General features: G+C 71.0%; 19 protein-coding genes. 3 read left to right on the top strand and 16 right to left on the bottom strand.

The annotated features are described in order from the left end of the window. Positions 1-52: 52 nt before the first annotated feature. The 12 genes from KVT44_RS08335 to KVT44_RS08280 form a co-directional block, all read right to left on the bottom strand. A complete protein-coding gene (locus KVT44_RS08335; RefSeq protein ID WP_217566560.1) occupies positions 53-1,486 on the bottom strand; it encodes a PP2C family serine/threonine-protein phosphatase in 1,434 nt (477 codons plus the stop codon). Further along, entirely contained in the window at positions 1,487-4,051 is a 2,565-nt protein-coding gene (locus KVT44_RS08330; protein WP_217566559.1) for a serine/threonine-protein kinase, read from the bottom strand. It abuts the gene before it with no gap. Positions 4,052-4,070: 19 nt separating this feature from the next. Then, positions 4,071-5,396: a hypothetical protein gene (locus KVT44_RS08325; protein ID WP_190168921.1), complete on the bottom strand. Its 1,326-nt coding sequence runs from the start codon at positions 5,394-5,396 to the stop codon at positions 4,071-4,073. A gap of 82 nt (positions 5,397-5,478) precedes the next feature. Next, complete coding sequence (locus tag KVT44_RS08320) at positions 5,479-6,498, bottom strand: glutamate ABC transporter substrate-binding protein (protein ID WP_190168920.1); 1,020 nt, start codon at positions 6,496-6,498, stop codon at positions 5,479-5,481. A gap of 29 nt (positions 6,499-6,527) precedes the next feature. Then, a complete protein-coding gene (locus tag KVT44_RS08315; RefSeq protein WP_254649160.1) occupies positions 6,528-7,979 on the bottom strand; it encodes a hypothetical protein in 1,452 nt (483 codons plus the stop codon). Positions 7,980-8,383: 404 nt separating this feature from the next. Next, the gene (locus tag KVT44_RS08310) at positions 8,384-9,397 is read right to left on the bottom strand and encodes an N-acetylglucosamine kinase (RefSeq protein ID WP_229888806.1); all 1,014 of its coding nucleotides are present in this window, start codon (positions 9,395-9,397) and stop codon (positions 8,384-8,386) included. Then, entirely contained in the window at positions 9,394-10,659 is a 1,266-nt protein-coding gene (locus KVT44_RS08305; RefSeq protein ID WP_060896508.1) for a 6-phospho-beta-glucosidase, read from the bottom strand. The genes KVT44_RS08310 and KVT44_RS08305 overlap by 4 nt, the downstream gene beginning before the upstream one ends. A gap of 7 nt (positions 10,660-10,666) precedes the next feature. Further along, positions 10,667-11,560 carry a carbohydrate ABC transporter permease gene (locus KVT44_RS08300; RefSeq protein ID WP_217566557.1) on the bottom strand — a complete coding sequence of 298 codons (894 nt, stop codon included), beginning with the start codon at positions 11,558-11,560 and terminating at the stop codon, positions 10,667-10,669. A 5-nt stretch (positions 11,561-11,565) separates the two neighbouring features. Further along, positions 11,566-12,507, bottom strand: coding sequence for a carbohydrate ABC transporter permease (locus KVT44_RS08295; RefSeq protein WP_075031872.1), 942 nt, complete (start codon positions 12,505-12,507; stop codon positions 11,566-11,568). Positions 12,508-12,522: 15 nt separating this feature from the next. Next, positions 12,523-13,860, bottom strand: a complete 1,338-nt coding sequence (locus KVT44_RS08290; protein ID WP_075031871.1) for an ABC transporter substrate-binding protein — start codon at positions 13,858-13,860, stop codon at positions 12,523-12,525. Between the two features lie 80 nt (positions 13,861-13,940). Beyond that, positions 13,941-15,152 carry an ROK family transcriptional regulator gene (locus KVT44_RS08285; RefSeq protein ID WP_217566556.1) on the bottom strand — a complete coding sequence of 404 codons (1,212 nt, stop codon included), beginning with the start codon at positions 15,150-15,152 and terminating at the stop codon, positions 13,941-13,943. Between the two features lie 295 nt (positions 15,153-15,447). Further along, the gene (locus KVT44_RS08280) at positions 15,448-16,131 is read right to left on the bottom strand and encodes a hypothetical protein (protein WP_217566555.1); all 684 of its coding nucleotides are present in this window, start codon (positions 16,129-16,131) and stop codon (positions 15,448-15,450) included. Between the two features lie 341 nt (positions 16,132-16,472). On the opposite strand from KVT44_RS08280, the gene KVT44_RS08275 reads away from it, so the two are divergent. Both KVT44_RS08275 and KVT44_RS08270 read left to right on the top strand, forming a co-directional pair. Beyond that, positions 16,473-17,048, top strand: coding sequence for a hypothetical protein (locus KVT44_RS08275; protein WP_099922617.1), 576 nt, complete (start codon positions 16,473-16,475; stop codon positions 17,046-17,048). Next, positions 17,041-17,349: a DUF4288 domain-containing protein gene (locus KVT44_RS08270; RefSeq protein ID WP_217566554.1), complete on the top strand. Its 309-nt coding sequence runs from the start codon at positions 17,041-17,043 to the stop codon at positions 17,347-17,349. The genes KVT44_RS08275 and KVT44_RS08270 overlap by 8 nt, the downstream gene beginning before the upstream one ends. A gap of 149 nt (positions 17,350-17,498) precedes the next feature. Here the strand turns inward: KVT44_RS08270 and KVT44_RS08265 are convergent, their stop codons facing one another. After that, on the bottom strand, positions 17,499-18,608 hold the full coding sequence (locus tag KVT44_RS08265; protein ID WP_099922619.1) for a mechanosensitive ion channel family protein: 1,110 nt from the start codon (positions 18,606-18,608) through the stop codon (positions 17,499-17,501). A 273-nt stretch (positions 18,609-18,881) separates the two neighbouring features. Between KVT44_RS08265 and KVT44_RS08260 the strand changes: the two genes are divergently transcribed. After that, the gene (locus KVT44_RS08260; protein ID WP_067370302.1) at positions 18,882-19,418 is read left to right on the top strand and encodes an HNH endonuclease; all 537 of its coding nucleotides are present in this window, start codon (positions 18,882-18,884) and stop codon (positions 19,416-19,418) included. Between the two features lie 183 nt (positions 19,419-19,601). On the opposite strand, the gene KVT44_RS08255 is transcribed toward KVT44_RS08260, so the two are convergent. Genes KVT44_RS08255 through KVT44_RS08245 form a run of 3 tightly spaced genes read right to left on the bottom strand, consistent with a single transcriptional unit; the run spans position 19,602 to position 22,212 of the window. Next, the gene (locus KVT44_RS08255; protein ID WP_217566553.1) at positions 19,602-20,948 is read right to left on the bottom strand and encodes an FtsX-like permease family protein; all 1,347 of its coding nucleotides are present in this window, start codon (positions 20,946-20,948) and stop codon (positions 19,602-19,604) included. Then, positions 20,945-21,682 carry an ABC transporter ATP-binding protein gene (locus KVT44_RS08250; protein WP_217566552.1) on the bottom strand — a complete coding sequence of 246 codons (738 nt, stop codon included), beginning with the start codon at positions 21,680-21,682 and terminating at the stop codon, positions 20,945-20,947. The genes KVT44_RS08255 and KVT44_RS08250 overlap by 4 nt, the downstream gene beginning before the upstream one ends. Further along, positions 21,679-22,212: a PadR family transcriptional regulator gene (locus KVT44_RS08245; protein ID WP_190168912.1), complete on the bottom strand. Its 534-nt coding sequence runs from the start codon at positions 22,210-22,212 to the stop codon at positions 21,679-21,681. The genes KVT44_RS08250 and KVT44_RS08245 overlap by 4 nt, the downstream gene beginning before the upstream one ends. Positions 22,213-22,444: the final 232 nt, after the last annotated feature.

Below are 22,444 nucleotides of genomic sequence, written 5' to 3'. Positions count from 1 at the left end.
CCCTCCGGTCCGAGGCCGTCCCCGTGGGCACGGATTGCGCCTTTTCGCGGCCTCAGGCCGATCCTGCCCCCTGCGGCGGGGCAGGGAACGGCACGACGGCCACTGTTACGTTGTCGTGGCCCCCGCCGTCCAGGGCGTGACCCACCAGGACCTGGGCGCTGTGCAGGGGCCTTTCGGCGGCGTCCAGCGGCACGACTTCGGCCATCTCCTCGGCCGCCTCCGCGTAGTTCCACAGTCCGTCGGTGCACACCACCACCACACCCGGCCGGTCCGGCTTGAAGGAAGCGGTGTGCGGCTCCAGTTCGTACGCGTCCGCGCCGAGCCAGCCCGTGATGGCGTGGGCGCGCTCGTCGGCGTACGCCTGCGCCTCGCTCATCAGGCCCGCGGCGACCATCTGCGCGGCCCAGGAGTCGTCCTCGGTGAGCCGGGCGGGGGGTGAACTCCGGTCGACGGGGACCCAGTAGGCGCGGCTGTCGCCGACCCAGCCGACGATCAGAAGGGCGGGGGTGACGACGGCGCCGACGAGGGTGCAGGCGGGCGCGTTCTGGTGCGGGGCGTGTTCCTCGTGCGCGGGGGGCGCCTCGGCCAGCGAGTTGACGGCCTCGGCGGCCGCGAGGATCGCCTCGTGCATGGCCTGCTGCGGGTGGGTGCCGAGCGGCAGCGCCGCCAACAGCGCCTCGCCCGCCGCCCGGGACGCGGCGAGCGAGGCCTCGTCGGGGCGGGTCGCCGAGGAGACCCCGTCGCAGACGATCGCGACGACCGCGGGGGAGCCGTCCGGCAGCGCGGTCGAGGAGATCGCGAACGCGTCCTCGTTGCGGTGGTGGCGCAGACCCCGGTCACTGACCGCGGCCACCGCACCCAACTCCTGCTCCATGTGGTCCCGTTCGCGCGGCTGGGCGTGCCCGCAGTTCTCGCAGTAGCCGTCGCTGTCCACATGGCCTGAGCGGCAGGCGACGCACAGTTTGGTGCCCGCGGGGGGCGTGACGGATGCGCCGAGGTCGGCGGTCCGCGGATCGACGACGGGTCCGGCGGGGGCCCCGGCCGGCGGGGCGAGCGGGTACTCGTCGGGCTCCGGGGGCCGGTCGAACCGTACGCCCGAAGGCTGCCCATCCGAAGGCTGTGCACCCGAGATGTGGTCGCCCGAGGTGTGGTCGCCCGGCTGCTGGGCCGCCGCGGACTCCGTGTCCGGGTGGGGGAGTTCGGAGCCGCCCGAGTCCGTGCCCCGGATATCGGTCGCCCGGTGCACCGGCGCGGGCGTGTCGGAGCTCGCCGGCTCCGGCGCGAGCGGCCAGTCCAGGGACGCGGCGGCCTCGGAGGGGCGTGTCGACGAGCCGTTCATGGCGATCGTGGGGTGGTCCTGGGGCGGTGCGGGCACCGCCGACAGGTCGTACCCGCACGCACCGCAGAAACGGTCACCCGCCTCCAGGGGCTCCTCGCAACTGGGGCACCGCGAAAGGGCCGTCGGCTGGGGCATCTGGGACATCAATCACACCCACGTCCGGGGGCGGTAACGGTTGGCACGTTCCACCAGGTCGATCCTCTCCTCGCCACCCCGCGCGAGGCGGGCCAGCGTGCGGTACGAACGCTCCAGTGCGAAACGCAGACCGCGCTCGTCCACCTCACTGCCGAGCAGCACCGGTCCGCCGCCGGAGTGCGGGGCGGAACTCCGGCTACCGGAGAGTACCCAGTCCAGGGCGCAGCCCAGGACCTCCGTCGACAACTGCTCGCGTCGCACCGCGTCCAGACCGTATCCGTCAAGGGCCTCGACCTGCCCGGCCGCCGCTGTCAGATCGTCCAGGAACGCCGCTGCCGCCGCCTCCTCGGCCAGCCGCTGCCGCAGCCGCGCCCGCACCGCCGCGACCCGCGCCGCCGTGTAGTGGATCGACGACTCCGGTACGGACTCCAGTGTGCGTACGGAGCCGCGGCGGTCGCCCGCCGCGAGCTGCACGCGGGCCAGGCCGAACGCCGAGCTGACATAGCTGGGGTCGGTCGTCCACACCAGGCGGTAGTACTCGCCCGCGTTGTCCAGCTGCCCGAGCACCTCCGCGCACAGGCCGAGGGCCAGCTTCGGCGCGGGTTCGCCCGGGAAGGCGTCGTAGATCGCGTCGAAGGACAGCGCCGCGGTCTCGTGCTCCCCGGTCGCCAGGGCCGCGACGCCCCGGTACCAGACCACCCGCCAGTCGTCGGGGTGGTCCGCCTCCAGCGCCTCCAGTGCCCTGCTCGCACTGGCCAGTTCGCCCATCTCCAGCCGGGCCCGCAGCTCGCGCAGGCGCAGCTCCAGCGAGCCGATGGGCGCCGCGTGCAGCGCGGTGATCAGCTCCGCGGGAGCCGAGGCCATCAGGCCCGCGAGGAAACCGGCGTTGGGGTCGCCCGGGTCGACGCGGGGGACCGGCAGCGCGAGCGCGGTGGCCGCGGCGTTCAACGGCTTGACCAGAGCGGCCGGGGCCGGGGCCGGAGCGGGCGCCAGGGGGAGCGGCGGGGTGCCGTTCACCCCCGCTCCGTTGCTGCCGAGGGGCGGCGCGGGCGCGCGCTTTCTCCCCCGCAGGGGCACCGCGCGTGCCCCCAGCCGTGACACGTCCCCGTCCAGCTTCCCGAACAACTCCGTGTCCGTGACCTTCAGTTCCGGCCCGAACAGGGTGGACAGGGCCGGGCGCGCCCGCCCCGTCTGGAGGGACACGACCTCCCTGAGCACACCCGTCAGCTGCTCCGCCATCTCCTGCGCGGACGCGAACCGGCGCGCCGGATCGGGGTCGGTGGCGCGCACCAGGAGCCGGTAGAAGGACTCGTACGTCCGGAAGACCTCGATGTTGTCCGGGTCCGGCAGGGAGTCCACGAAGACGTTCGTGTACCCCTGGAAGTCGAAGGTCAGCACGGCCAGGGTGCGGGCGACCGTGTAGAGGTCACTCGCCACCGAGGGACCGACCTCGGCCACCTCCGGCGCCTGGTAGCCCACCGTGCCGTAGATGGCCGACTCGTCGTCGTCCATCCTGCGCACCGCGCCCATGTCGATCAGCTTGAGCTGGTCCTCGGTCTGGATCGCGTTGTCGACCTTGAAGTCGCAGTAGAGCAGATTGCGGCTGTGCAGATGACCGAGCGCCTCCAGGGCCTCGATGCCGTACGCGCAGGCCTGCTCCACCGGCAGCGGATCGCGCTTGCCGTCCGCTGTCCGACGGTCGTTGGCGATCTCCTTCAGCGACTTGCCGCCGACGTACTCCATGACGATGTACCCGTCCAGCGAGCCCGTCCGCTGGTCCAGGTGCTCCACGAAGTTGTAGATCCGCACGATGTTGGCGTGCTCGATCTCCGCGAGGAAGCGCCGCTCGGAGATCGCCGCCGCCATCGCGTCCTGGTCGCCGGTGTCGAGCAGGCCCTTGAGGACCACCCAGCGGTCGGAGACGGCGCGGTCGACGGCGAGGTAGACCCAGCCGAGCCCGCCGTGCGCGAGACAGCCCACCACCTCGTACTGGCCGTGCACGATGTCGCCCGTGTGCAGCTTCGGCACGAACGAGTACGGGTGACCGCACTTGGTGCAGAACCCCTCGGTGCGCCCCACCCGCTCACCGCGCGAACGGCCCACCGGTGCCCCGCAGTCGGAGCGCGAGCAGAACCGCTTCCGCTCGGGCACCTCCGGGTTCTCCAGCACCATCGCGCGCGGGTCGGGCCGCGGCACGTCCGGCACCTGCACCAGCCCGACGCCGAGCCGTCCGCGGCCACTGGAGGAGGCGGTCGAGCCCGAGCTGCGCACCGACACCGAGCGGCTGCTCGCGTTGCCGGACAGCGAGCGCGACAGACGTCCGGAGACCGAGCGCCGCGACTGGGAGGAGCGCGAGGACGTACGGGAACTGGAACTGCGGGAACTCGCCCGCGAACTGCTGCCGGAGCCGCGCGAGCCCTTGCCGCCCGCGGTGAGTCCGGTCGGGGGCGAGCCCACCGTGCCGTTCGCCGAGACGACGGGTGCCAGACCGCACGTGTCGCAGTACAGCTCGCCGCCGCCCACGTCCTCGTACGACCCCGGGCAACCGGGCCGCTGGCACTTCTGCTGCTCACTCACACTGCATCACCTTCAACGCTCACGCGTGTGGCCCCCTACGGTCGGTGGGCCCGCCCTGTTCGGGCACTCGCGGGCTGAGCAGATCGACGGCGGCCCGCTGATAGCGCAGCACCGCCTCCTCCGCCACCCGCAGATCGCAGGGCGCGCTCCACAGCATGCGTCGGGCCGCGTCGTAGCGCTCGATGAGGAACGGGTCCTCCGCGAGGCCGTGCCGGGCCACCTTCGCCTTGTACGCGTCGAGGCGGCCGCGCAGCTCCGCGCGGACCGCGAGCGGCGCGGTGACCGCGGTCAACGACTCGCGGGCACGCAGCAGCTCGTCCTCGGCCTTCTCCTCCAGCGCCTCCAGGAGGGGCGACAGACGGTGCCACTGGGCGTGTCTGCGGTACTCCGCGGCCGCCGCCAACTGCTCCTGCAGCACCGTCGGCGGCCCGCTGACGGCCGGCACCTCGGACGCGGCGATCTTCGCCAGCACCTCACCGCGGGCGCTCCTGGCCTCCGCGAGCGTGCGGTCGGCGCGACTGAGCACGTCCCGCAGCCGCACGAGGCGGGCCTCCGCGTCCTGGCGGACGGTGAGCACCGCGTCGATCTCCCGGCGGACGTCCTCCAGCGCGCGCGCCTCGCGGTCGTACGTCGTCGTGTCCGGACGTCCGCCGCCGGGCGCCGAACTGCCCTTCGTGGGCACCCAGAAGGCCAGCGGGTCGGAGACGACCTGCTGACGCAGGGTGCTCAGCGTCCGGGTGATCCGCTCCAGGTCGTCGCCCGCCGGGTGCTCACCGGGGCGTACGCCCACGGAGTGCGCGAGCTGGCGGGTGCGCTGGAGCTCCGCGGCCAGTAAATCGATCCGGGCGGGCAGCGCGGACCAGACGGCGTCCGCTGCGACGACCATGTCGAGCGAGGACGCGTACAGCTCGTTCATCCGCTCCACCAGCGCCACCAGGGAGAACCGCTCGCTGAGCTTCCCGGTGCCGGAGAGCGTCGGCGCGTTCGCCGCGGCGGTGGTCGAACCGGCGACCGTGATGCCCGCGCCGCGCAGCAGTTCGGTCAGCTCGACCAGGTCCTCACGGCTCGACCAGCGTCGCCGGGAACGGATGTCGCGGGCGGAGCGCAGCGCGTCCGTGTACGCGTCGAAGTACGCCCACAGCAGCGTGATCGACGCGTCCGCGGTCGACCAGCGCTCCTTGGTCGTGCCCGTGAGCTCGGCGCCTTCGAGGAGTCTGCGGCCCGCGTGGTCCTGCAGGGCGAGGAGCGAGGTCTCGATGGCCTCGTGCTCCGCGCCGAGCCGCGCCAGCGCACGGTCCACCTCGTCCCGGTCCATCACCGGCTCGGGGGGTCCCGTGACGCCCATCGATCACCTCTCGCTCTCGGTCGTGCCCGTAGCTTGCGTTCCCGCCGGCCGCGTCGTCCGCGCCGCCGTTACCCGGTTTCCGTTACTTGTAGTGCGCCGTGGGCGGAGTCGCCGACGGGGAGTCCGCCTTCAGGGTCGCGGACAGCCACTTGGTGTACGAGGCCTGCCAGCCGCCGCTCTTGCGGTAGTCCACGAGCACCTGGTTGACCCGGCGTACCAGATCGTCGGCGCCCAACTTCATCGCCACGCCGTAGTAGTCCTCGGTGAAGGTCTTGCCCTTCAGCTCGACCGTCGGGTCCTGCGCCGCCTGGCTGGCAGCGAGCGCGCCGTCGGTCACCACGGCGTCGACCTGACCGAGCTGCAGCCGCACCAGGCAGTCGAGTTGGTTGGGCACGGTGGTGGTGATGTCCGCGGAGGAGGCGAGCGCGCCCGCCTTCTTGTCGGCCGACAGCTTGTCGTACGCCGTCGAGCCCGCCGCCGAGCAGATCCGCTTGCCCGCCAGCGTCTTGTCGTACCCCTTGATGTCCGAGGTCTTGGGGGCCAGGACCTGCTGCCCGGTCAGGAAGTAAGGGGCCGAGAAGGCCACGTCCTTGAGGCGGGAGCAGGTGATCGTCATGGTGCGCACCACCATGTCGACCTGACCGGACTTGATCGCGGGGATGCGCTGGTTGGTGGGGATGGCGTGGAAACGGACGGCGTTCGGGTCGTCGAGGATCTCCCTCGCGATCTCGTGCGCGAGATCGATGTCGAAGCCCTCCAGGTCGCTGCTCTTCGCCGTGTTGTTCGGATCGCGGTAGCCCCAGCGGTAGCTGTTCTGGTCGACGCCGACCGACAGATAGCCGCGCTGCTTGATGGCCGTGATCGTCTTGCCGCTGTCGTCGGAGGACGGGGAGGGGCTCTGGTCCTGCGGGTCGGTGCACGTGTCGGCCCTGGCCTGGATGCCCTGGCCCACGCCCTGGCCGCCGGTGCCCGTGCTGCCGTCCCCGCGGGCGCTGCTCAGCGGCAGCAACAGGGCGAAGACCGCGGTGACGACCAGGGCGAGGGCCATCGCACCCACGCCGCCCCAGCCCTTCAGGCTCGCCCTCAGACGTCGTGCGGTCATCGCCATGCCCCCTTTCACCGCTCCCCCTCTCACCGGTACTCCGAAAGCCTGCGCCCGATGCCCAGCAGGGCGCCCGCCGCGGCCAGCGCCGCGAGGACGGCCGCGCCCGCGGGGAGCCCGCTCATCGCGTCCCGGCCGTTGCCTGCCGCCTGCTTGAACTCACTCTCCTCGTGCGTCAGCGCCGCCGCGAGGTTGGTGTCCACGCCGTCGAAGCACTCACCGGTCGGCTTGTCGGCCGCCGAACCGATCACCTTGTTCAAAGCGCCCTGGTAGTCGCCCGAGTCGTCGGCCGTGCGGGCCTCCTGGTGGCGGGACTTCCAGACCTTCATGTTGCCCGTCGCGGCCTCGACGGGCTTCTTGCCCGCCGTGTCGTCGGCGAGGCCCTCGGCCAGCGCCAGGCCCTTGGTGAGGGTCTTCATGTCCTGCTGGAAGTCGTAGTCGTAGAGGTCCATGACCTCCGTCGCGGACACCTGCTTGGTCTCCGCGCCCCGGCTGACCAGCGTCAGGTTCTCGTTGCCCCGCGCCTTCAGGGAGGCGATCCGGGCGTCGTGCAGCACGTTCAGTGAGCGGACCCCGTGGTCGTACGAGGAGTTCAGCCCGGCCCTGGCCACGCTGTGCCCGACCACCAGCCAGAGCAGCACCACCGCGGAGGCGGCCGTGGCGGCGACCAGTCCCTGGTTCAACACCCGGTTCGTACGGCGGTAATGGCGTCGCTGGGCCCAGAAGAGCCCGCCGAGCGCGAGGACGCCGAGACCGATCGCGGCCCACGGGTAGGGCTTCGCGTCGGCGTAGTCGGCGCTCAGCCGGGCGTTCTCCCGCTTGTAGAGATCCTCGGCCGCGGGGAGCATCTGCTGCTGCATCTTCTCGTTCGCGTACCGCAGGTAGGCGCCGCCGAGCGGATAGCCCTGCCGGTTGTTGGCGCGGGCCCGCTCGATCAGGCCCTTGTACTCCGGCAGCAGCTTGTTGAGCTTGGCGATCGTGTCCGTGGACGGGGATCCCGGATCGGAGTTGGCGGCGGCGGTGATGAGCCCCTGCGCGGCCGTGCGGATGTCCTTCTCGTACCGGTCGCGGGTGTCCGCGCTCTCCTGGCCGCCCGCGAGGAAGCCGCTGGAGGCCGCGGTGTTGGCGTCCGCGAGCGAACGGTAGATGTCCGCGGCGCCGGCGCTCAGCGGTTGGCTGCTGTGCAGCACGTCGTCCGCCGCGCTCGAACGTTCGGTCATCTGCCAGGCGGTGACCGTGCCGAACGCGACGACCAGGAGGGCGAGGACGGCGCCGATGAGGCGCAGCCGGCCCGGTTCCGTCGTCGCCGCGGCGCGCAGGCGGTCCACGCCCTCCGCCCAGGCGGTGCGGCGTGCGGGGGCGGTGTCGGGCGTGGCGGGTCTGCCCGGTGGCGAGGGGGGCCCGGACCGCGGCGCCGTCGCTGTCGCCGTCGCGCCGTACTGGGCCGCTGTCGCGCCGGACTGCGGCGGGACGGCAGGCATCGTGGGCGTGGCCGGCTGCCCCGGTGGCGCCGTGCCCTTCGGCGGCTGTGTCACTTGACCTCCCCCATGGTCATCCGTCGGTCACCTCCCCCGCGTACGCGGGAGCACGAAAAGAGGTGCACGGCCGCAAGTATCGCCGCCGGGACTGACATCCGCACAGGCCTTGACTCGATCTTGTTCGGATTGCAGCCCACCCTTCGTACAGCGGTGGCCCGTTCGGACGGCAGCGCGACCGCGGCGCTCCGCGCCACCCCCCTGACCATGAATACGCGGCCGGTGTGTGTTCGGTTCCCTTTCGAATGTGCCGGTATTGGGGTGTGTGCGAAGGGGGCTTTCCGGGTGCGGGTGGGTGGGGGCTGGTCGCGCAGTTCCCCGCGCCCCTGAAAGCCTGGGGGCGAAGTCCCTCAACCCCCCTCGTAGAAGGCCCGTACGCGGGTGTGGACCTCGGTGGGGGCGTGGACGTGGTCCAGGCCCAGGAGGGCGGCGCCCAGCACGGGGCGGGACGAGATCACCTGGGGGACCGCCTTGGGGGCCTGGGCCGACAGGAGTTCGCGGATCCGGTCGTCGAGTTGGGGATGGCGGGCGGCAAGGACACCACCCCCAAGGAGGACGGGGGTCTCCTCGGCGAGGAGGTCAAGCCGGGTCAGAGCGACCGTGGCCATCGCGACGACCTCGTCCGCGAGCCGGTCCACGAGAGCGCGAGCGACCTCGTCACCCTCCGCCGCCGTCGCGAACAGCACCGGAGTCAGTTCATGCCGGCGGTCGTGCTCGATGTGCTCCAGGTGCAGCGCCTCGATCAGGGCGTACATGGAGGACAGGTCGAAGTGGGCCGGGAGGGTGTGGGACAGGGCCGTGGGCCCGCCCCGGCCGTCCTCCGCGCGGGCCGCGTACCACAGGGCCTCCTCCGCCAGGCCCCAACCACCGCCCCAGTCCCCGGAGATCCGGCCGAGCGCCGGGAAACGGGCGGTGCGGCCGTCGGGACGCATGCCGACGCAGTTGATACCCGCGCCGCACACGACGGCGACCCCGCGCGGCTCCGCTATCCCGGCGCGCAGGATCGCGAACGTGTCGTTGCGCACCTCCACGCTCGTGCCCCACGCGCGCGCGTGCAGCGCGGCCGCCAACTGCTCCTCCTCCACGGGGAGATCGGCGTTGGCGAGACAGGCCGAGACATGGGCCACGGAGTCGACGCCCGCCTCGGCGAAGGCGCGGGCGACGGCCTCGCCCACGGCGTCCACGGCCGTGGCGACCCCGACCACCGGCGGCCGGAATCCCCCGCCGCGCGCGGCCCCGACCACCCGCCCGTCCACGGACACGACCGCGACGTCGGTCTTGCTGTTCCCCGCGTCGATGGCCAGGACCATGCCCGCGGGGTCGGATCCGGCGGCCGTCCCGGCGCCGGGTCCGGATGACGTCATGCCCACGCGAGGTGCTCCCGGTTGTGCGCGATCAGTTGGTCGGTGAGGGCGTCGGCGTACTCGTACTGGCCGATGAGGGGGTGGGCGAGGAGGGTCCGGAAGACCCGGTCGCGGCCGCCGCGCAGGGCGGCTTCCAGGGCCAGGTCCTCGTAGGACGTCACGGCCGCCATCAGCCCCGCGTACAGGGGGTCGACCGGCAGGACCGGCAGTGGTGTCGGGCCGTGCGGACCGACGGCCGCCTGCACCTCGATCACCGCGTCGTCCGGGAGGAAGGGCAAGGTGCCCTTGTTGTAGGTGTTGACCACCTGATAGGGGCTGCCGCCCCCGCCGAGCAGCGCGGCGGCGAGGTCGACGGCCGCCTCGGAGTAGTACGCGCCGCCCCGCTTGGCGAGCAGCTCCGGCTTCTCGTCGAGCGCCGGATCGCCGTACATCTTCAGCAACTCCCGCTCCATCGCGGCGACCTCCGCCGCCCGTGACGGCTTCGTCCGCAGCTCTCGTACGACCTCGTCGTGCGCGTAGAAGTAGCGCAGGTAGTAGGAGGGGACCACGCCCAGGCGGTCCACGAGGGTGCGCGGCAGGCGCAGGTCGTCGGCGATCGTGTCGCCGTGTTCGGCCAGCAGCTTCGGCAGGACGTTCTCGCCCTCGGGGCCGCCGAGGCGCACCCCGGTCTCCCAGCTGAGGTGGTTGAGACCCACGTGGTCCAGATGGACGTCCACGGGGGCGACCCCGAGCATCCCGGCGAACTTCCGCTGGAAGCCGATCGCCACGTTGCACAGCCCGACCGTCCTGTGGCCCGCCTGGAGCAGCGCGCGCGTCACGATCCCGACCGGGTTGGTGAAGTCGATGATCCAGGCGTCGGGGTTGGTACGGCGGACGCGCTCCGCGATGTCCAGGACGACCGGGACCGTGCGCAGCGCCTTCGCCAAACCGCCCGCGCCCGTCGTCTCCTGGCCGATGCAGCCGCACTCCAGCGGCCAGGTCTCGTCCTGCTCGCGGGCCGCCTGGCCGCCGACGCGCAGCTGGAGCAGGACCGCGTCGGCGCCTTCGACGCCCTTGTCCAGGTCGGAGGTCGTGACGATCCGGCCGGGGTGCTCCTGCTTGGCGAAGATGCGTCGCGCCAGGCCGCCCACCAGCTCCAGGCGGTCGGCGGCCGGGTCGACGAGGACCAGTTCCTCGACGGGCAGGGTGTCCCGCAACCGGGCGAAGCCGTCGATGAGTTCGGGCGTGTAGGTCGACCCTCCGCCGACCACGGTGAGTTTCATGTGTGTGTCAACCCTTCACTCCGGTGAGCGTGACGCCCTCGACGAACGCCTTCTGTGCGAAGAAGAACACGAGGATCACGGGGGCCATGACCAGCACGGTCGCGGCCATGGTGAGGTTCCAGTCGGTGTGGTGCGCGCCCTTGAACGACTCCAGGCCGTAGGAGAGGGTCCAGGCGCCGGGGTTCTCGGAGGCGTAGATCTGCGGGCCGAAGTAGTCGTTCCAGGCGTAGAAGAACTGGAAGAGGCCCACGGCGGCGATCCCTGGCTTCGCCATCGGCAGGACGACCTTCACCAGGGTCTTCAGGTCCCCGCAGCCGTCGACCTTCGCCGCGTCGAGGTACTCGTTCGGGATGGTCATCAGGAACTGGCGGAGCAGGAAGATGGAGAACGCGTCACCGAAGGCCATCGGGATGATCAGCGGCCACAGGGTGCCGGACAGGTCCAGCTGTTTCGCCCAAAAGAGGTACATCGGGATGATGACCACCTGCGGCGGCAGCATCATCATCGAGATGACCAGCATCAGTGACAGGTTCCGGCCGCGGAAGCGGAACTTGGCGAGGGCGTAGGCGACGGGGATCGACGACACGACCGTCAGGACGGTGCCGGCACCGGCGTACAGCAGTGTGTTCTTCCACCAGGTGAGGAAGCCGGGGGTGTCGAAGACCTTGCTGTAGTTGCCCCATTCCCAGGTGTGCGGGATGAGATCGCGGCTGAGTGCCTGCGAGTCGCTCATCAGGGAGGTCAGGAAGACGAAGACGAAGGGGAGGACGAAGAAGAGGGCGGCGGCGACGCCCAGGGCGTGGATCGCGACCCACTCCAGGAGCGCCTTGCGGCGGGCGGTGCGCTCGGCGGGCGAGACCGGGGCCCGCAACTCCACGGGCTTGTCGAGTACTTGTGTCATGGCTGTCAGTCACCTGCCTGGATGAGACCGCCCCGGCGCCGCATCAGGAACGCGGTGAACACCATGGACAGGGCGAAGAGCACGAGCGCGACCACACAGGCGGAGCCGTAGTCGAAGCGCTGGAAGCCGAGGTTGTAGACGAGCTGCGGCAGGGTGAGCGTCGACTTGTCGGGGTAGCCGGGCTCGAACTGCGTACCGGCGCCCTGGATGACGCCCGACGCGACCTTCCCGGCGATCAGTGGCTGGGTGTAGTACTGCATGGTCTGGATCACGCCGGTGACCACGGCGAACATCACGATCGGCGAGATGTTGGGCAGCGTGACGTACCGGAACCGCTGCCAGGCCGAGGCGCCGTCCAGCTCCGCCGCCTCGTACTGCTCCGTCGGTACGTCGAGCAGCGCGGCCATGAAGATGACCATCAGGTCGCCGATGCCCCACAGGGCCAGCAGGGTGAGGGCCGGCTTGGACCAGCTGGGGTCGTTGAACCAGCCGGGGGCCGGGATGCCGACCTTCTCCAGGATCGAGTTGACCGGTCCCGTACCGGGGTTGAGGAGGAAGGCGAAGGCCATCGTCGCGGCGACGGGCGGGGCGAGGTAGGGGAGGTAGAAGAGGGTGCGGAAGACGCCCGTGCCCGTCTTGATCTTCGTGATCAGCAGGCCCACGCCGAGTCCGAAGACGACCCGCAGGCTGACCATGACCAGCACCAGCCACAGGGTGTTGCGCAGCGCGGGCCAGAACAGCGGGTAGTGCTCGAAGACGTAGGTCCAGTTCTTCGTCCCGCTCCACGTCGGCGGTTTGAAGCCGTCGTAGTGCATGAACGAGAAATAGACGGTCGAGATCAGCGGATAGGCGAAGAAGACCGCGAAGCCGATCAGCCACGGCGACATGAAGGCGAGGGTGCGCAGCGCCGATCGGCGCCGCTTCGAAGCCAGTGTGACGGTGCTCATGTCCGTGCCCGTCTACTACTTCGCCTGCGCGATGTCCGTGTCGATCTGCGCGGCGGTCTTCTGCAGACCCGCCTTCAGATCCTTCGCCTTGCCGCTCTCGTAGTCGTATCCGAACTGCTGGATCGTCACGAGGTAGGTGCCGCCGTTGATGGACGCGGGAGTCGTCGTCGAGTTCGGGTTCGAGGCGATGTCCAGGAACGTCTTGAAGCGCGGGTCGTACTTCAGCTTCGGCGACTTGAGCGCGGCCAGCGTCGAGGGCACATTGTGAATGGCGTTGGCGAAGCCGACCACCGCGTCCGTGTCCGTGGTCATGTATTTGACCAGTTCCCAGGCCGCGTTCTGCTTCTTGCTGGTGGCGGCGATGCCCGCGATGGTGCCGGTGATGTAGCCCTTGCCGTACTGGTCGGCCTGGTCGTCGGGAACGGGCAGCGGGGCGACGCCGATCTCGAAGTTCGGCTTGGCGTCCTCGGCCATGCCGAGCCGCCATTCGCCGTCCAGCTGCATGGCGACCTGGCCGGTGTGGAAGGGGTGCTTGGGGCCCCACTCGTCACCGAGCTTGGAGCGGTACTTCTCCAGCTTCTGGTAGCCGCCGAGTTCGTCGACGAGCTTCTTCTGGAGGGTGAATCCGGCGGTGAAGGCGGGGTCCTTGGCGAGGTTCGACTTGCCGCTGCTGTCGAAGTACGTCGGGGAGAACTGGCCGAAGTAGTGCTCGGTGGTGGACTCCCAGCCGTGGTAGTTCGGCATGAAGCCCAGCTGGGAGTAGGAGTCGCCCTGGGAGACGGTGAGCTTCTTCGCGTCCGCCTCGAATTCGGACCAGGTCTTCGGGGGGCTGGAGATCCCGGCCTTCTTGAATGCGTTCTTGTTGTAGTAGAGGCCGTAGGCGTCACCGAGCAGCGGAACCGTACAGCGGTTGCCGTCGAACTGGGTGTACTCGTTCATCGCCTTCGGGAAGGTCGTCGCCGGGTCGATTCCCGCCTTCTTGAAGAAGGGGTTGAGATCGACAAGGGCGCCGGAGGAGCAGAACTTGCCCACGTTGTTGGTGGTGAACGAGGAGATCACGTCGGGAGCCTTGTCGCCGCCGGAGCGCAGGGCCTGGTTGATCTTGTCGTCGGTCATGTTGGCGACGATGTTGACGTGGATGTTGGGGTGCGTCTTCTCGAAGCCCGCGACCAGGGCCTTCACGCCCGCGATCTCGCCGGGCGCGCTCCAGGCGTGCCAGAAGTTGATCGTCGTGTCCTTGGAGGCGTCGTCGCTCGCGCCCGAGGACGACTGGCCGGTACAGGCGGTGGTGAGGAGGGCGAGCGAGGCGGAAGCGGCGAGAGCAGTGGCGACTTTCCTGGATATTCCGGGCATGGCGGGGTCTCCCTACGGCAGGGCGGTGGTGGTGTTCGCGGGACGATTCGCGGGACGGGGAGTCGGTCGAGGGGTGGGACTCAGCGGGAGGTGTCGAAGACCTCGTCGCGGGTGGCCGCCAGCGCGCTCTCCAACGCGCCGCGCAGCACGGGGTGTTCGTGTACGTCGCCGACCACGAGGCGCGGTCGGGAGGCGGCCAGCTCCTCCAGCTCTGCCTGCACCAGGACGCGCAGCGGTTCGCCGCCGGCGGTGAGCGAGGCGCCGCTGAGCACGACGAGTTCGGGGTCGAGCACGGAGACGAGTGAGGCGAGACCGGTGGCGAGACCGGTCGCGTACGTCTCCAGGAGCCGCAGGTGCGGCCCCTCGTTGATGCGGGCGGCCTGTTCGACGAGGGCGGCGGCGACCTCGGCGTAGGGCCCGGTCGGCACCGGCTGGATGCCCAGCTCGCGGGCGAGCTTGGGAATGGCCTGGGAGCCGGCCAGCTCCTGGTAACCACCGCTGTTGGCCTTGGTCACCTGGCGTACGAGGGGTGCGCCGGGCACGGGCAGGAAGCCGACCTCGCCCGCGCCGCCGGTCCAGCCGCGGTGCAGTCGGCCGCCGAGGACGAGGGCGGCGCCGAGGCCGCCCTCGTTCCAGAGCAGTACGAAGTCCTCGTGCCCGCGCGCCGCCCCGAGCCGCTGCTCGGCGATGGCCACCAGGTTGACGTCGTTCTCGTACTCGACGGGCATCGGCAGCGCGGCCGCGAGCTCGTCGAGGAGGCTGGGGGAGTGCCAGCCGGGCAGGTGGGAGGCGTACCGCAGGCGGCCGGTGTTGGGGTCGAAGGCGCCGGGCGTCCCGATGACGAGCCGCTGGACGTCGCCCCTGGCGAGCCCAGCCGCCTTCACCGCGCCGTCGAGGGCGTCGGTGACCTGGCGTACGACGGGCCGCGCGGGGCGCCGGCCCGGGGTGAGCAGCTCGTACTCGCCCACCGTGCGGCCGGTGACATCGGCGACGGCGGCGAGGATGCGCTCGGGCGTGACGTCCAGGCCCGCCGCGTGGGCGGCCCTCGGATTGACGGCGTACAACTGGGCGTTGGGGCCTGGCCGTCCCTCGCTCGTGCCGGTGGCCAGCACGAGTCCGGCGGCCTCCAGCCGGGCGAGGAGCTGGGAGGCGGTGGGCTTGGACAGCCCGGTCAGCTTTCCGATCCTGGTCCGCGAGAGCGGTCCGTGCGCGAGCAGCAGATCGAGGGCGGCGCGGTCGTTCATGGCGCGCAGGACGCGCGGGGTGCCCGGCGTACCGGCGGATCCTGCCATGTTTGTCGACACCTGCCTTTCAACTGCCCAGTCGCTCAGCTTCCCAGGGTGGCCGCGGGGAAGTCCACTGCAAGATCATTGTTAGGAAAGTTTCCTATTGGTGGGAGGAAGGTAGGCCGAGGGCCGCGGAGGCGTCAAGAGAAACCACCCCCGAGGCAACAGAGTCGTTACCTGGGCCGGAGGTCCGCATCCTCGCCCCGGACTTCCCCCGGACGCACGAAGTCGCCCGCGCCGCAGACGAATCCGTCTGCCGCGGGGGCGACTTGGGGTGAGCCGGGGGAGGACCCGTCCTCGGTTACTTCACGTCGACGTAGTCGCCCGTGGCCGTGGCGGTGCCCGTGGTGGGCGTGCCCGCGAACTTGTAGCGGTAGGAGCCGTCGGCCGAGGCCTTGACCGTGGCGGTGAGGGCGCCCGCCGTGCCGGAGGTCACCGTCTTGACGGTCTTGTAGGCGGTGGCGCCCTTGGCCTTGAACTGGAGGGCGACCGGCTGGCCCTGGTAGCCGGAGTACTTACTGGTCTCCCAGTTGGCGCGGGTGAGCGCGCCCTTGACGGTGAGGGCCTTGCCCTTCGTCACCGGCTCGGGGGTGGCGTCGGTGGTCAGCTTGGCGGCGCGCTTGACCTGTGTGGTGCCGAGGCCGCCCCACATGTCGTAGCCGTAGTCGAAGCTGATGTGGTCGTCGGAGTCGTCGTTGTCCGAGGTGGTGCGGCCGTAGAAGCCGGCCACCTTCCAGGTGCCGGCGTCCGCCGCGTCGTAGAGGTAGTCCTGGGGCGCGACGGCGATCACCTCGGTGCAGGACTGTGTGACCGTCGTGGCGGTCGTGGACTTCGTGGTGCAGCTCGGGGCGTCGTCCGGCCCCATCTCGTTCCGCAGCTTCGAGAGCGACGTTCCGCGGTACAGAGTGATGCCCGCGGCGCTCGTCTCGCCGTCGATGACGAGGTCGACCGGGTGGGTCAGGGTGTACGTGATCGGGACCTTCACCGTGCTGGTGGTGCCGACAACGATCGCCTTGCAAGGGCCGCTGTTGGGGCGAGATGAGACGGCCGCCGGATGTGGCCGAAATGCGGGGGGCATGTGAATGAGATTGATTTCGAGGGCGCGCTCCGGACGCATCACGACTTCGTCACGATCGGCAGATGCGCAGGTGGGAGGGGGTGCGGAGCTTTGAGGTGATCTGCGACGTTGGGGACGGTGATGCGACGCCGAAGGGGGATGGTGGCGGGGTCGATATCCGGTCACCTTCACAGGTTCTTGTTCATAGGATCCGGCCACATGAGAGTGAACCGTTTGGTGCGGGGTGGGGCGGGGCGGGGGCCTCGCTCATGAAGCTCGTGAAGCTGCTGATGGCTTGCTGGCGCGCGGCCGCGGCCAAGTGCGTGTCGCTGGCGCTCACCATGACGTTCATCGACTTTGTGAACGACGGATTCACGTGGGATTCCGTGAGCGGGGAACTGGTCTTCAGTCCTCTGACATGGGGGATCCTCACGTTCGCGGTGGCGGTCGTCGGGGTGCGGTCGTTGCGGCGGCGGGCCGGTGCGGCCGGCATCCCGCTCTCCGTCGAGGCGCTGGACGACCGGCAGACGCACGTACTGCGCCCGGTGCCGGTCTCGGACGGGTGGCAGGAGCGGGTCCGCGAAAAGCTGGCGGCCTCGGAGCGGGCGTTCCTCGTCGCCGAGAAGGGCCGGGAGGAGATCCACTTCCGGTGGCGTCCCGGGCGGGGGAAGCAGTCCGTCTGGGGATCGATGTCCTTCGACGCGCCCTCGGGGGACGTCGTCCTCGATGTCCGGGACGGTGAGGGACTTCTGGGGGTGGCCGGACTGGGCAAGGGGTCCTCGTTCGCCGCCGTGTGTCAGATAGCCGGGGCGACCGGGCTGGAGTCCGGGACCGCCCGTGGATGAGCAGTCGTGGTACGGCGTTCGGTGTATCTTCCGCCATCGCGAACTGGGCGTCTACGAGGAGCGGGTGACGCTGTGGACCGCCGGTTCCCTGGACGAGGCCATCGGCCGCGCGGAGGCCGAGGCGGGTGAGTACTGCGCGGCGCTGGGGGAGACCGAGTACACCGGCTTCGCCGAGGCGTTCCGGATGGACGGGGTGCCGGGCGTGGGGGCGGAGGTCTTCTCCCTCATGCGGGAGAGTGAGCTGCCTTCCGGCGCCTATGTGGGGAAGTTCTTCGCGACGGGGCGTGAGCGGACCGGCTGACGGCTGAGCGCGGGAGGTCGAGCGGCCGGTCGACGAGATCGCCGTACGTGAGTCGATGGCTGATGCCGGAGCTGTGGGCTTGCGCCTACGCGCGAGGGGGCGGCGCCCGGAACACCCGGGTGCCGCCCCCTCGCGCGTACGGCCTGGGCCTACTTCGGTGTGCTCGACGCGGCCGGGGCCGAGGCGGGGGCCGGGATGGGGGCCGTCGCCTCCGACTGGGGGGAGGCGGGGTTGCCGAGGACCGACGGGGCCGACACCGCGGCGGTCGGGTCGACGGGCTCCTCCTCCGGGGGCACCGTGGGGCCCCCGACGATGCGGATGTCCGCGGCGTCGAAGGCGCGCTTGACGCGCCAGCGGAGTTCGCGTTCGACGGAGAGGGACTTGCCGGGCATGGTCTTCGCCGAGAGGCGGACGACCATCGAGTCGAGCAGGACGCTGTCCAGGCCGAGGACCTCGATAGGGCCCCACAGGCGCTCGTTCCAGGGCTCTTCCTTGGTCATAGCCTCGGCGACCTCGTCGAGGGTGCGCTTCACCTTGTCCAGGTCCTCGTTCGAGCGGACCGTGACGTCGACGCCGGCCGTGGCCCAGCCCTGGGAGAGGTTGCCGATGCGCTTGACCTCGCCGTTGCGGACGTACCAGATCTCGCCGTTGTCGCCGCGCAGCTTCGTCACGCGCAGGCCCACCTCTATGACCTCGCCGGAGGCGACCCCCGCGTCGATCGTGTCGCCGACGCCGTACTGGTCCTCAAGGATCATGAAGACGCCGGAGAGGAAGTCCGTGACCAGGTTGCGGGCGCCGAAACCGATCGCCACACCCGCGACACCGGCGGAGGCCAGCAGCGGGGCCAGGTTGATCTGGAACGTGCCCAGGATCATCAGCGCGGCGGTGCCCATGATCAGGAAGGACGCGACCGAGCGGAGGACCGAGCCGATCGCCTGCGAGCGCTGCCGGCGGCGCTCGACGTTCACCAGCAGGCCGCCCAGGGCCGTGCCGTCGACCGCCTGGACCGTGCGGGTCATGCGATCTATCAGCTTGGTGATCGCCCGCCGCACCACCACTCTCAGTACCCCCGCGATCACCAGGATCAACAGGACGCGCAGACCGATCGCCAGCCACGTGGACCAGTTCTGCTCGACCCAGCTGGCGGCGTTGGTCGCGCTCTGCTGGGCGTCCTGAAGCGTGGCGGTCGTCGGGTCCGTCGTCGCCGAGGGGGACGGCGACGGGGTGGACCCCGAAGCCAACAGGGCGGTCAAGAACACGGCAGGTACCTCCAGGCGTAGCGGTCCGCCCGCGGCTCGGGGACATGTGAGGACAGCGGCGGGCAGAACCACCACACTAACGGGGCATCGTGTGTGGATCGTTGCAATGTTCGAGGGAGAGACCCTACTCACCTGGGGATGAAAGAGGGTGTGGTCGAAAACACTCCCAGCCCGTTACCGGGACATGGTGGCGCTTCCACCAGGCAAGAGGGGAGACTGACTGCAGATCGTCCCGGCGCGAGCCACGCGCCGCCGGCGTACAAGGAGGCATCCGTGCCGCACGTCCTGGTCCTCAACGCGTCGTACGAGCCACTCGGCGTCGTACCGCTCCGCCGCGCGCTCGTCCTCGTCCTTGAGAACAAGGCCATCTGCCTCGAGGAATCCGGCGCCTTTATGCACAGCGCAACCGTTACTGTCCCCGCACCCAGCGTGGTCCGGCTGAAGAGGTTCGTACGGGTCCCTTACAGGGGGCCCGTTCCGCTGACCCGTAGGGCACTGTTCGCCCGCGACGGCGGCCGGTGCATGTACTGCGGTGGCGTCGCAACCAGCGTCGACCACGTCATCCCGCGCTCCCGCGGAGGTCAGCACGCCTGGGACAACGTGGTGGCGTCATGCCGCCGCTGCAACCACACCAAGGCCGACCGCCACCTGGTCGAGATCGGCTGGCGCCTGCGCCACAAACCCGCCCCGCCGACGGGGCTCGCCTGGCGCATCATCGGAACGGGGCATAGGGACCCGCGCTGGCTGCCCTACCTGCAGCCGTACGGCGCGGAGGATGCGATGGCCCGGATCGACGGCATTTCCGCCTGACGATCCGGGCCTTTGTGTTCCCTGCGGCTCTCCCGCCGTGTCCCTGTCGTGCCGTTCCGGCTCCCCAGGAGGACCCCCGTGCCTCCCGGGGAGCCGGCCGTGCCCGCGGGGCGGACGCCATGCGGGTCACGTATTTCAGGTGCAGGGCAGCTCAGGTGTGGCGCAGCCCTGGTGGAGCGTGGCTCAGGTGTAGCGCAGCTCCGCCGGGTGCACGGAACGGCGCAGCAGCGGCAGCGACGTGGCCGCGGCGAGCAGACACGCCGCGTAGACGGCTACGGGCACCAGCAGCGGCACGAGCAGCGGTACGGATCCCACGCCCGCGGCGACCGACGCGTACCCGGCGCCGATGCCCAGGCCGCCGACGCCCGCCAGCGCGACCGCCGGGGCCAGCGGCAGGGCCGTCTCCAGGAGCAGCGCCCGGCCCAGTACGGCCGCCGGCACCCCGGCGGCGGCCTGCGCGGCCAGGCCACGGCGGCGGGTGGCCAGGGACTCGGCGGTGCCCACGGCGAGGCCGGAGAGGGTGATCGCGAGGGCGATCAGGACGGCGGCGCCGGTCAGGTTGATGCCGGTGGTGTAGAAGGACATGCTCGCGGCGAGGGAGTCGGGCCCGCGTCCTTCGAGCTCCTGGAGCAGCACCTGACGGATGCCGAGGAAGCCGGTTCCCACGACGGTCACCAGGAGGACGGCGGCGTGGGTGCGGGCGGCGGCCCACGGGTCGTCGCGCAGGCGTTCGGCGGCGATCAGTACCGCCGGGTTCTCGGTACGGGCCGGGAGCCGACGTCCGATGCGCCGGGCCGTGGCGCCGGCCAGCCAGACGGCCCCCATACCGGTGACGATCACCAGGGCGAAGGGCAGCAGCGGGGCCGTACTGAACCCGCCGAAGGTCCTTGGCGCCATCACGATTCCCACGGTCAGCAGGAACAGCGACGCCACCAGGAACGCGCCCCCCGGGCCCGGACCCGTCCGTGGGTGCACGCGGCGCACCCAGCCCAGCGGCGAGGCGACCACGCGGCGCAGGGCGAGCGTGCTCACCAGTGCGCCCAGCACGGGTACGGCGACCGCGATCAGCGCGAACCCGGCCCACACGACGGCGGGCGGACGCTGCCACTGGCTCAGCAGGAGCAGCGCGGAGAAGACCGTGGCGACCGCCGAGCCCACGAGAGCGGCGAGCCCGGCCTCCAGCGCGGCGATCCGCCGCACCTGGGCCGCGGTGGCCCCCGCCAGCCGCAGCCCGGCCAGCCGTCGGTCGCGGTGCACGGCACCGATGCGGGCGCACTGCCCGAGGAAGCCCAGCACCGGGACCAGCAGGAGCAACAGCGCGAGGACGATGCCCGAGCGTTCGCCGGGCTGGTCCAGCAGGCCGTTGCCGAGGGACACACTGTGCTGCCCGTCGAGCGAGGCGACCGCGGCGGCGGCCAGGCCGAAGCCCGTGGCGAGCCCCGCGCCCACCGCCGTGAGCGTGACCCGCCACCACTCCCGCCGGTCGGAACCGCGGGTCAGCAGCAGCGCGAGCCGCAGTTCGGTCCTCACCGGGACACCTCCACGGAGGTCCCGGCGGCGAAGGCTCGCGCCGCGTCGTCGACCACGAGCCCGTCGCGCAGCGCCACCTCGCGGTCCGCGTACGCGGCGACCCGGGCGTCATGGGTGATCAGCAGGACGGCGGTGCCGGACTCCCGGGCGGTGTGGGCGAGGGCGGTCATGACCTGCTCGCCGGCGAGCGAGTCGAGCGCGCCGGTCGGCTCGTCCGCGAAGACGATCCGCGGGCCGGTGACGAGCGCCCGCGCCAGCGACACCCGCTGGGCCTGGCCGCCGCTCATCTCGCCGGGCCGCAACGCCTCCTGCCCCCGTACGCCGAACCGCTCCAGCCACTCACCGGCCTGCTCCCGCGCCGCCGTACGCGCGGTGCCCGCGAGCAGCAGGGGCAGCGCCACGTTGTCGAGGGCGGTCAGCTCCGGGATCAGCTGCCCGAACTGGAAGACCACCCCGAAGTCGGTACGGCGCAGTTCGCTGAGCCGGCTCTCGGGGAGCCGGTCGAGGCGTTCACCGGCGTACTCCACGGTGCCCTCGTCGGGGCGGACGATCCCCGCCAGGCAGTGCAGCAGCGTGGACTTGCCACTGCCGCTGGCCCCGGTGACGGCCAGGATCTCGCCGGTCCGCAGTTCCAGCGTGGCGCCGCGCAGTGCCGGGGTGGAGCCGTGCGTCTTGACGAGGCCTCGGGCCGCCAGCAGTGGAGTGTCCCTGTTGTTGCTCGTACTGCTGCTCATGCTGCGTCGACCTCCGCGGTCAAAGTGGTGAGCCGGGCCGCCGTGGTGTCCATCCAGCGGAGATCGGCGTCGAGGTGGGTGAGGGCGTAGTCGGCGGAGAGCACGGTCGCGAGATCGGCGCCCGGGCTCGTCTTCACCGCGGTCAGCTCGCGCATCCGCGCCATGTGCGCGGCACGCTGCGCCCGCAGATAGCCGGCGGCGTCCGTCGAGGCGAGGATCCCGACGACGACCTTGGCGAAGATCTCGTTCGTCACGAAGGGCGCGGGCGGGGCGATCTCCCCGGCCCAGTGGGCCAGTTCACGGGTCCCGTCCTCGGTGGAGCGGTACATGGTGCGCTCCGGGCCGCCGTCCGAGTCGGTCCCGTCGAGCTCGGCGAGTCCGTCGCGGACCAGGCGCTGCAGGGTCGTGTAGACCTGCCCGTAGGCCAGCGGGCGGGCCTGCGGGAAGCGTTCGTCGTGCCGTCGCTTGAGGTCGTAGCCATGGCTCGGGCCTCCGGCGAGCAGACCCAACAGGATGTGGCGGGTGCTCATGGAGATCAGTATGCACTCGATATATGTACTGAGTGAATAGTGATCGCCGAAAAGTTCTCGGGAGGTACATGGGCTCGGGGGAGCTAGGGAGCTCGGGAGCTCGGGGGCTAAGGGGACTCGAGGAGCTCGGGGAGGTCGGCGGAGTAGCGGCTCCACTCGAACAGAATGTGACCAGACGCACGTTGTCCGTCCGCATACGTCTGCCCCGGCGCCCGCTGGGTAGAGCTGCGGT

The organism is Streptomyces sp. GbtcB7 (assembly GCF_019091445.1).
GTDB classification, from domain to species: Bacteria; Actinomycetota; Actinomycetes; order Streptomycetales; family Streptomycetaceae; genus Streptomyces; species Streptomyces mirabilis.
This window is presented reverse-complemented; position numbering and strand designations above follow the sequence as displayed.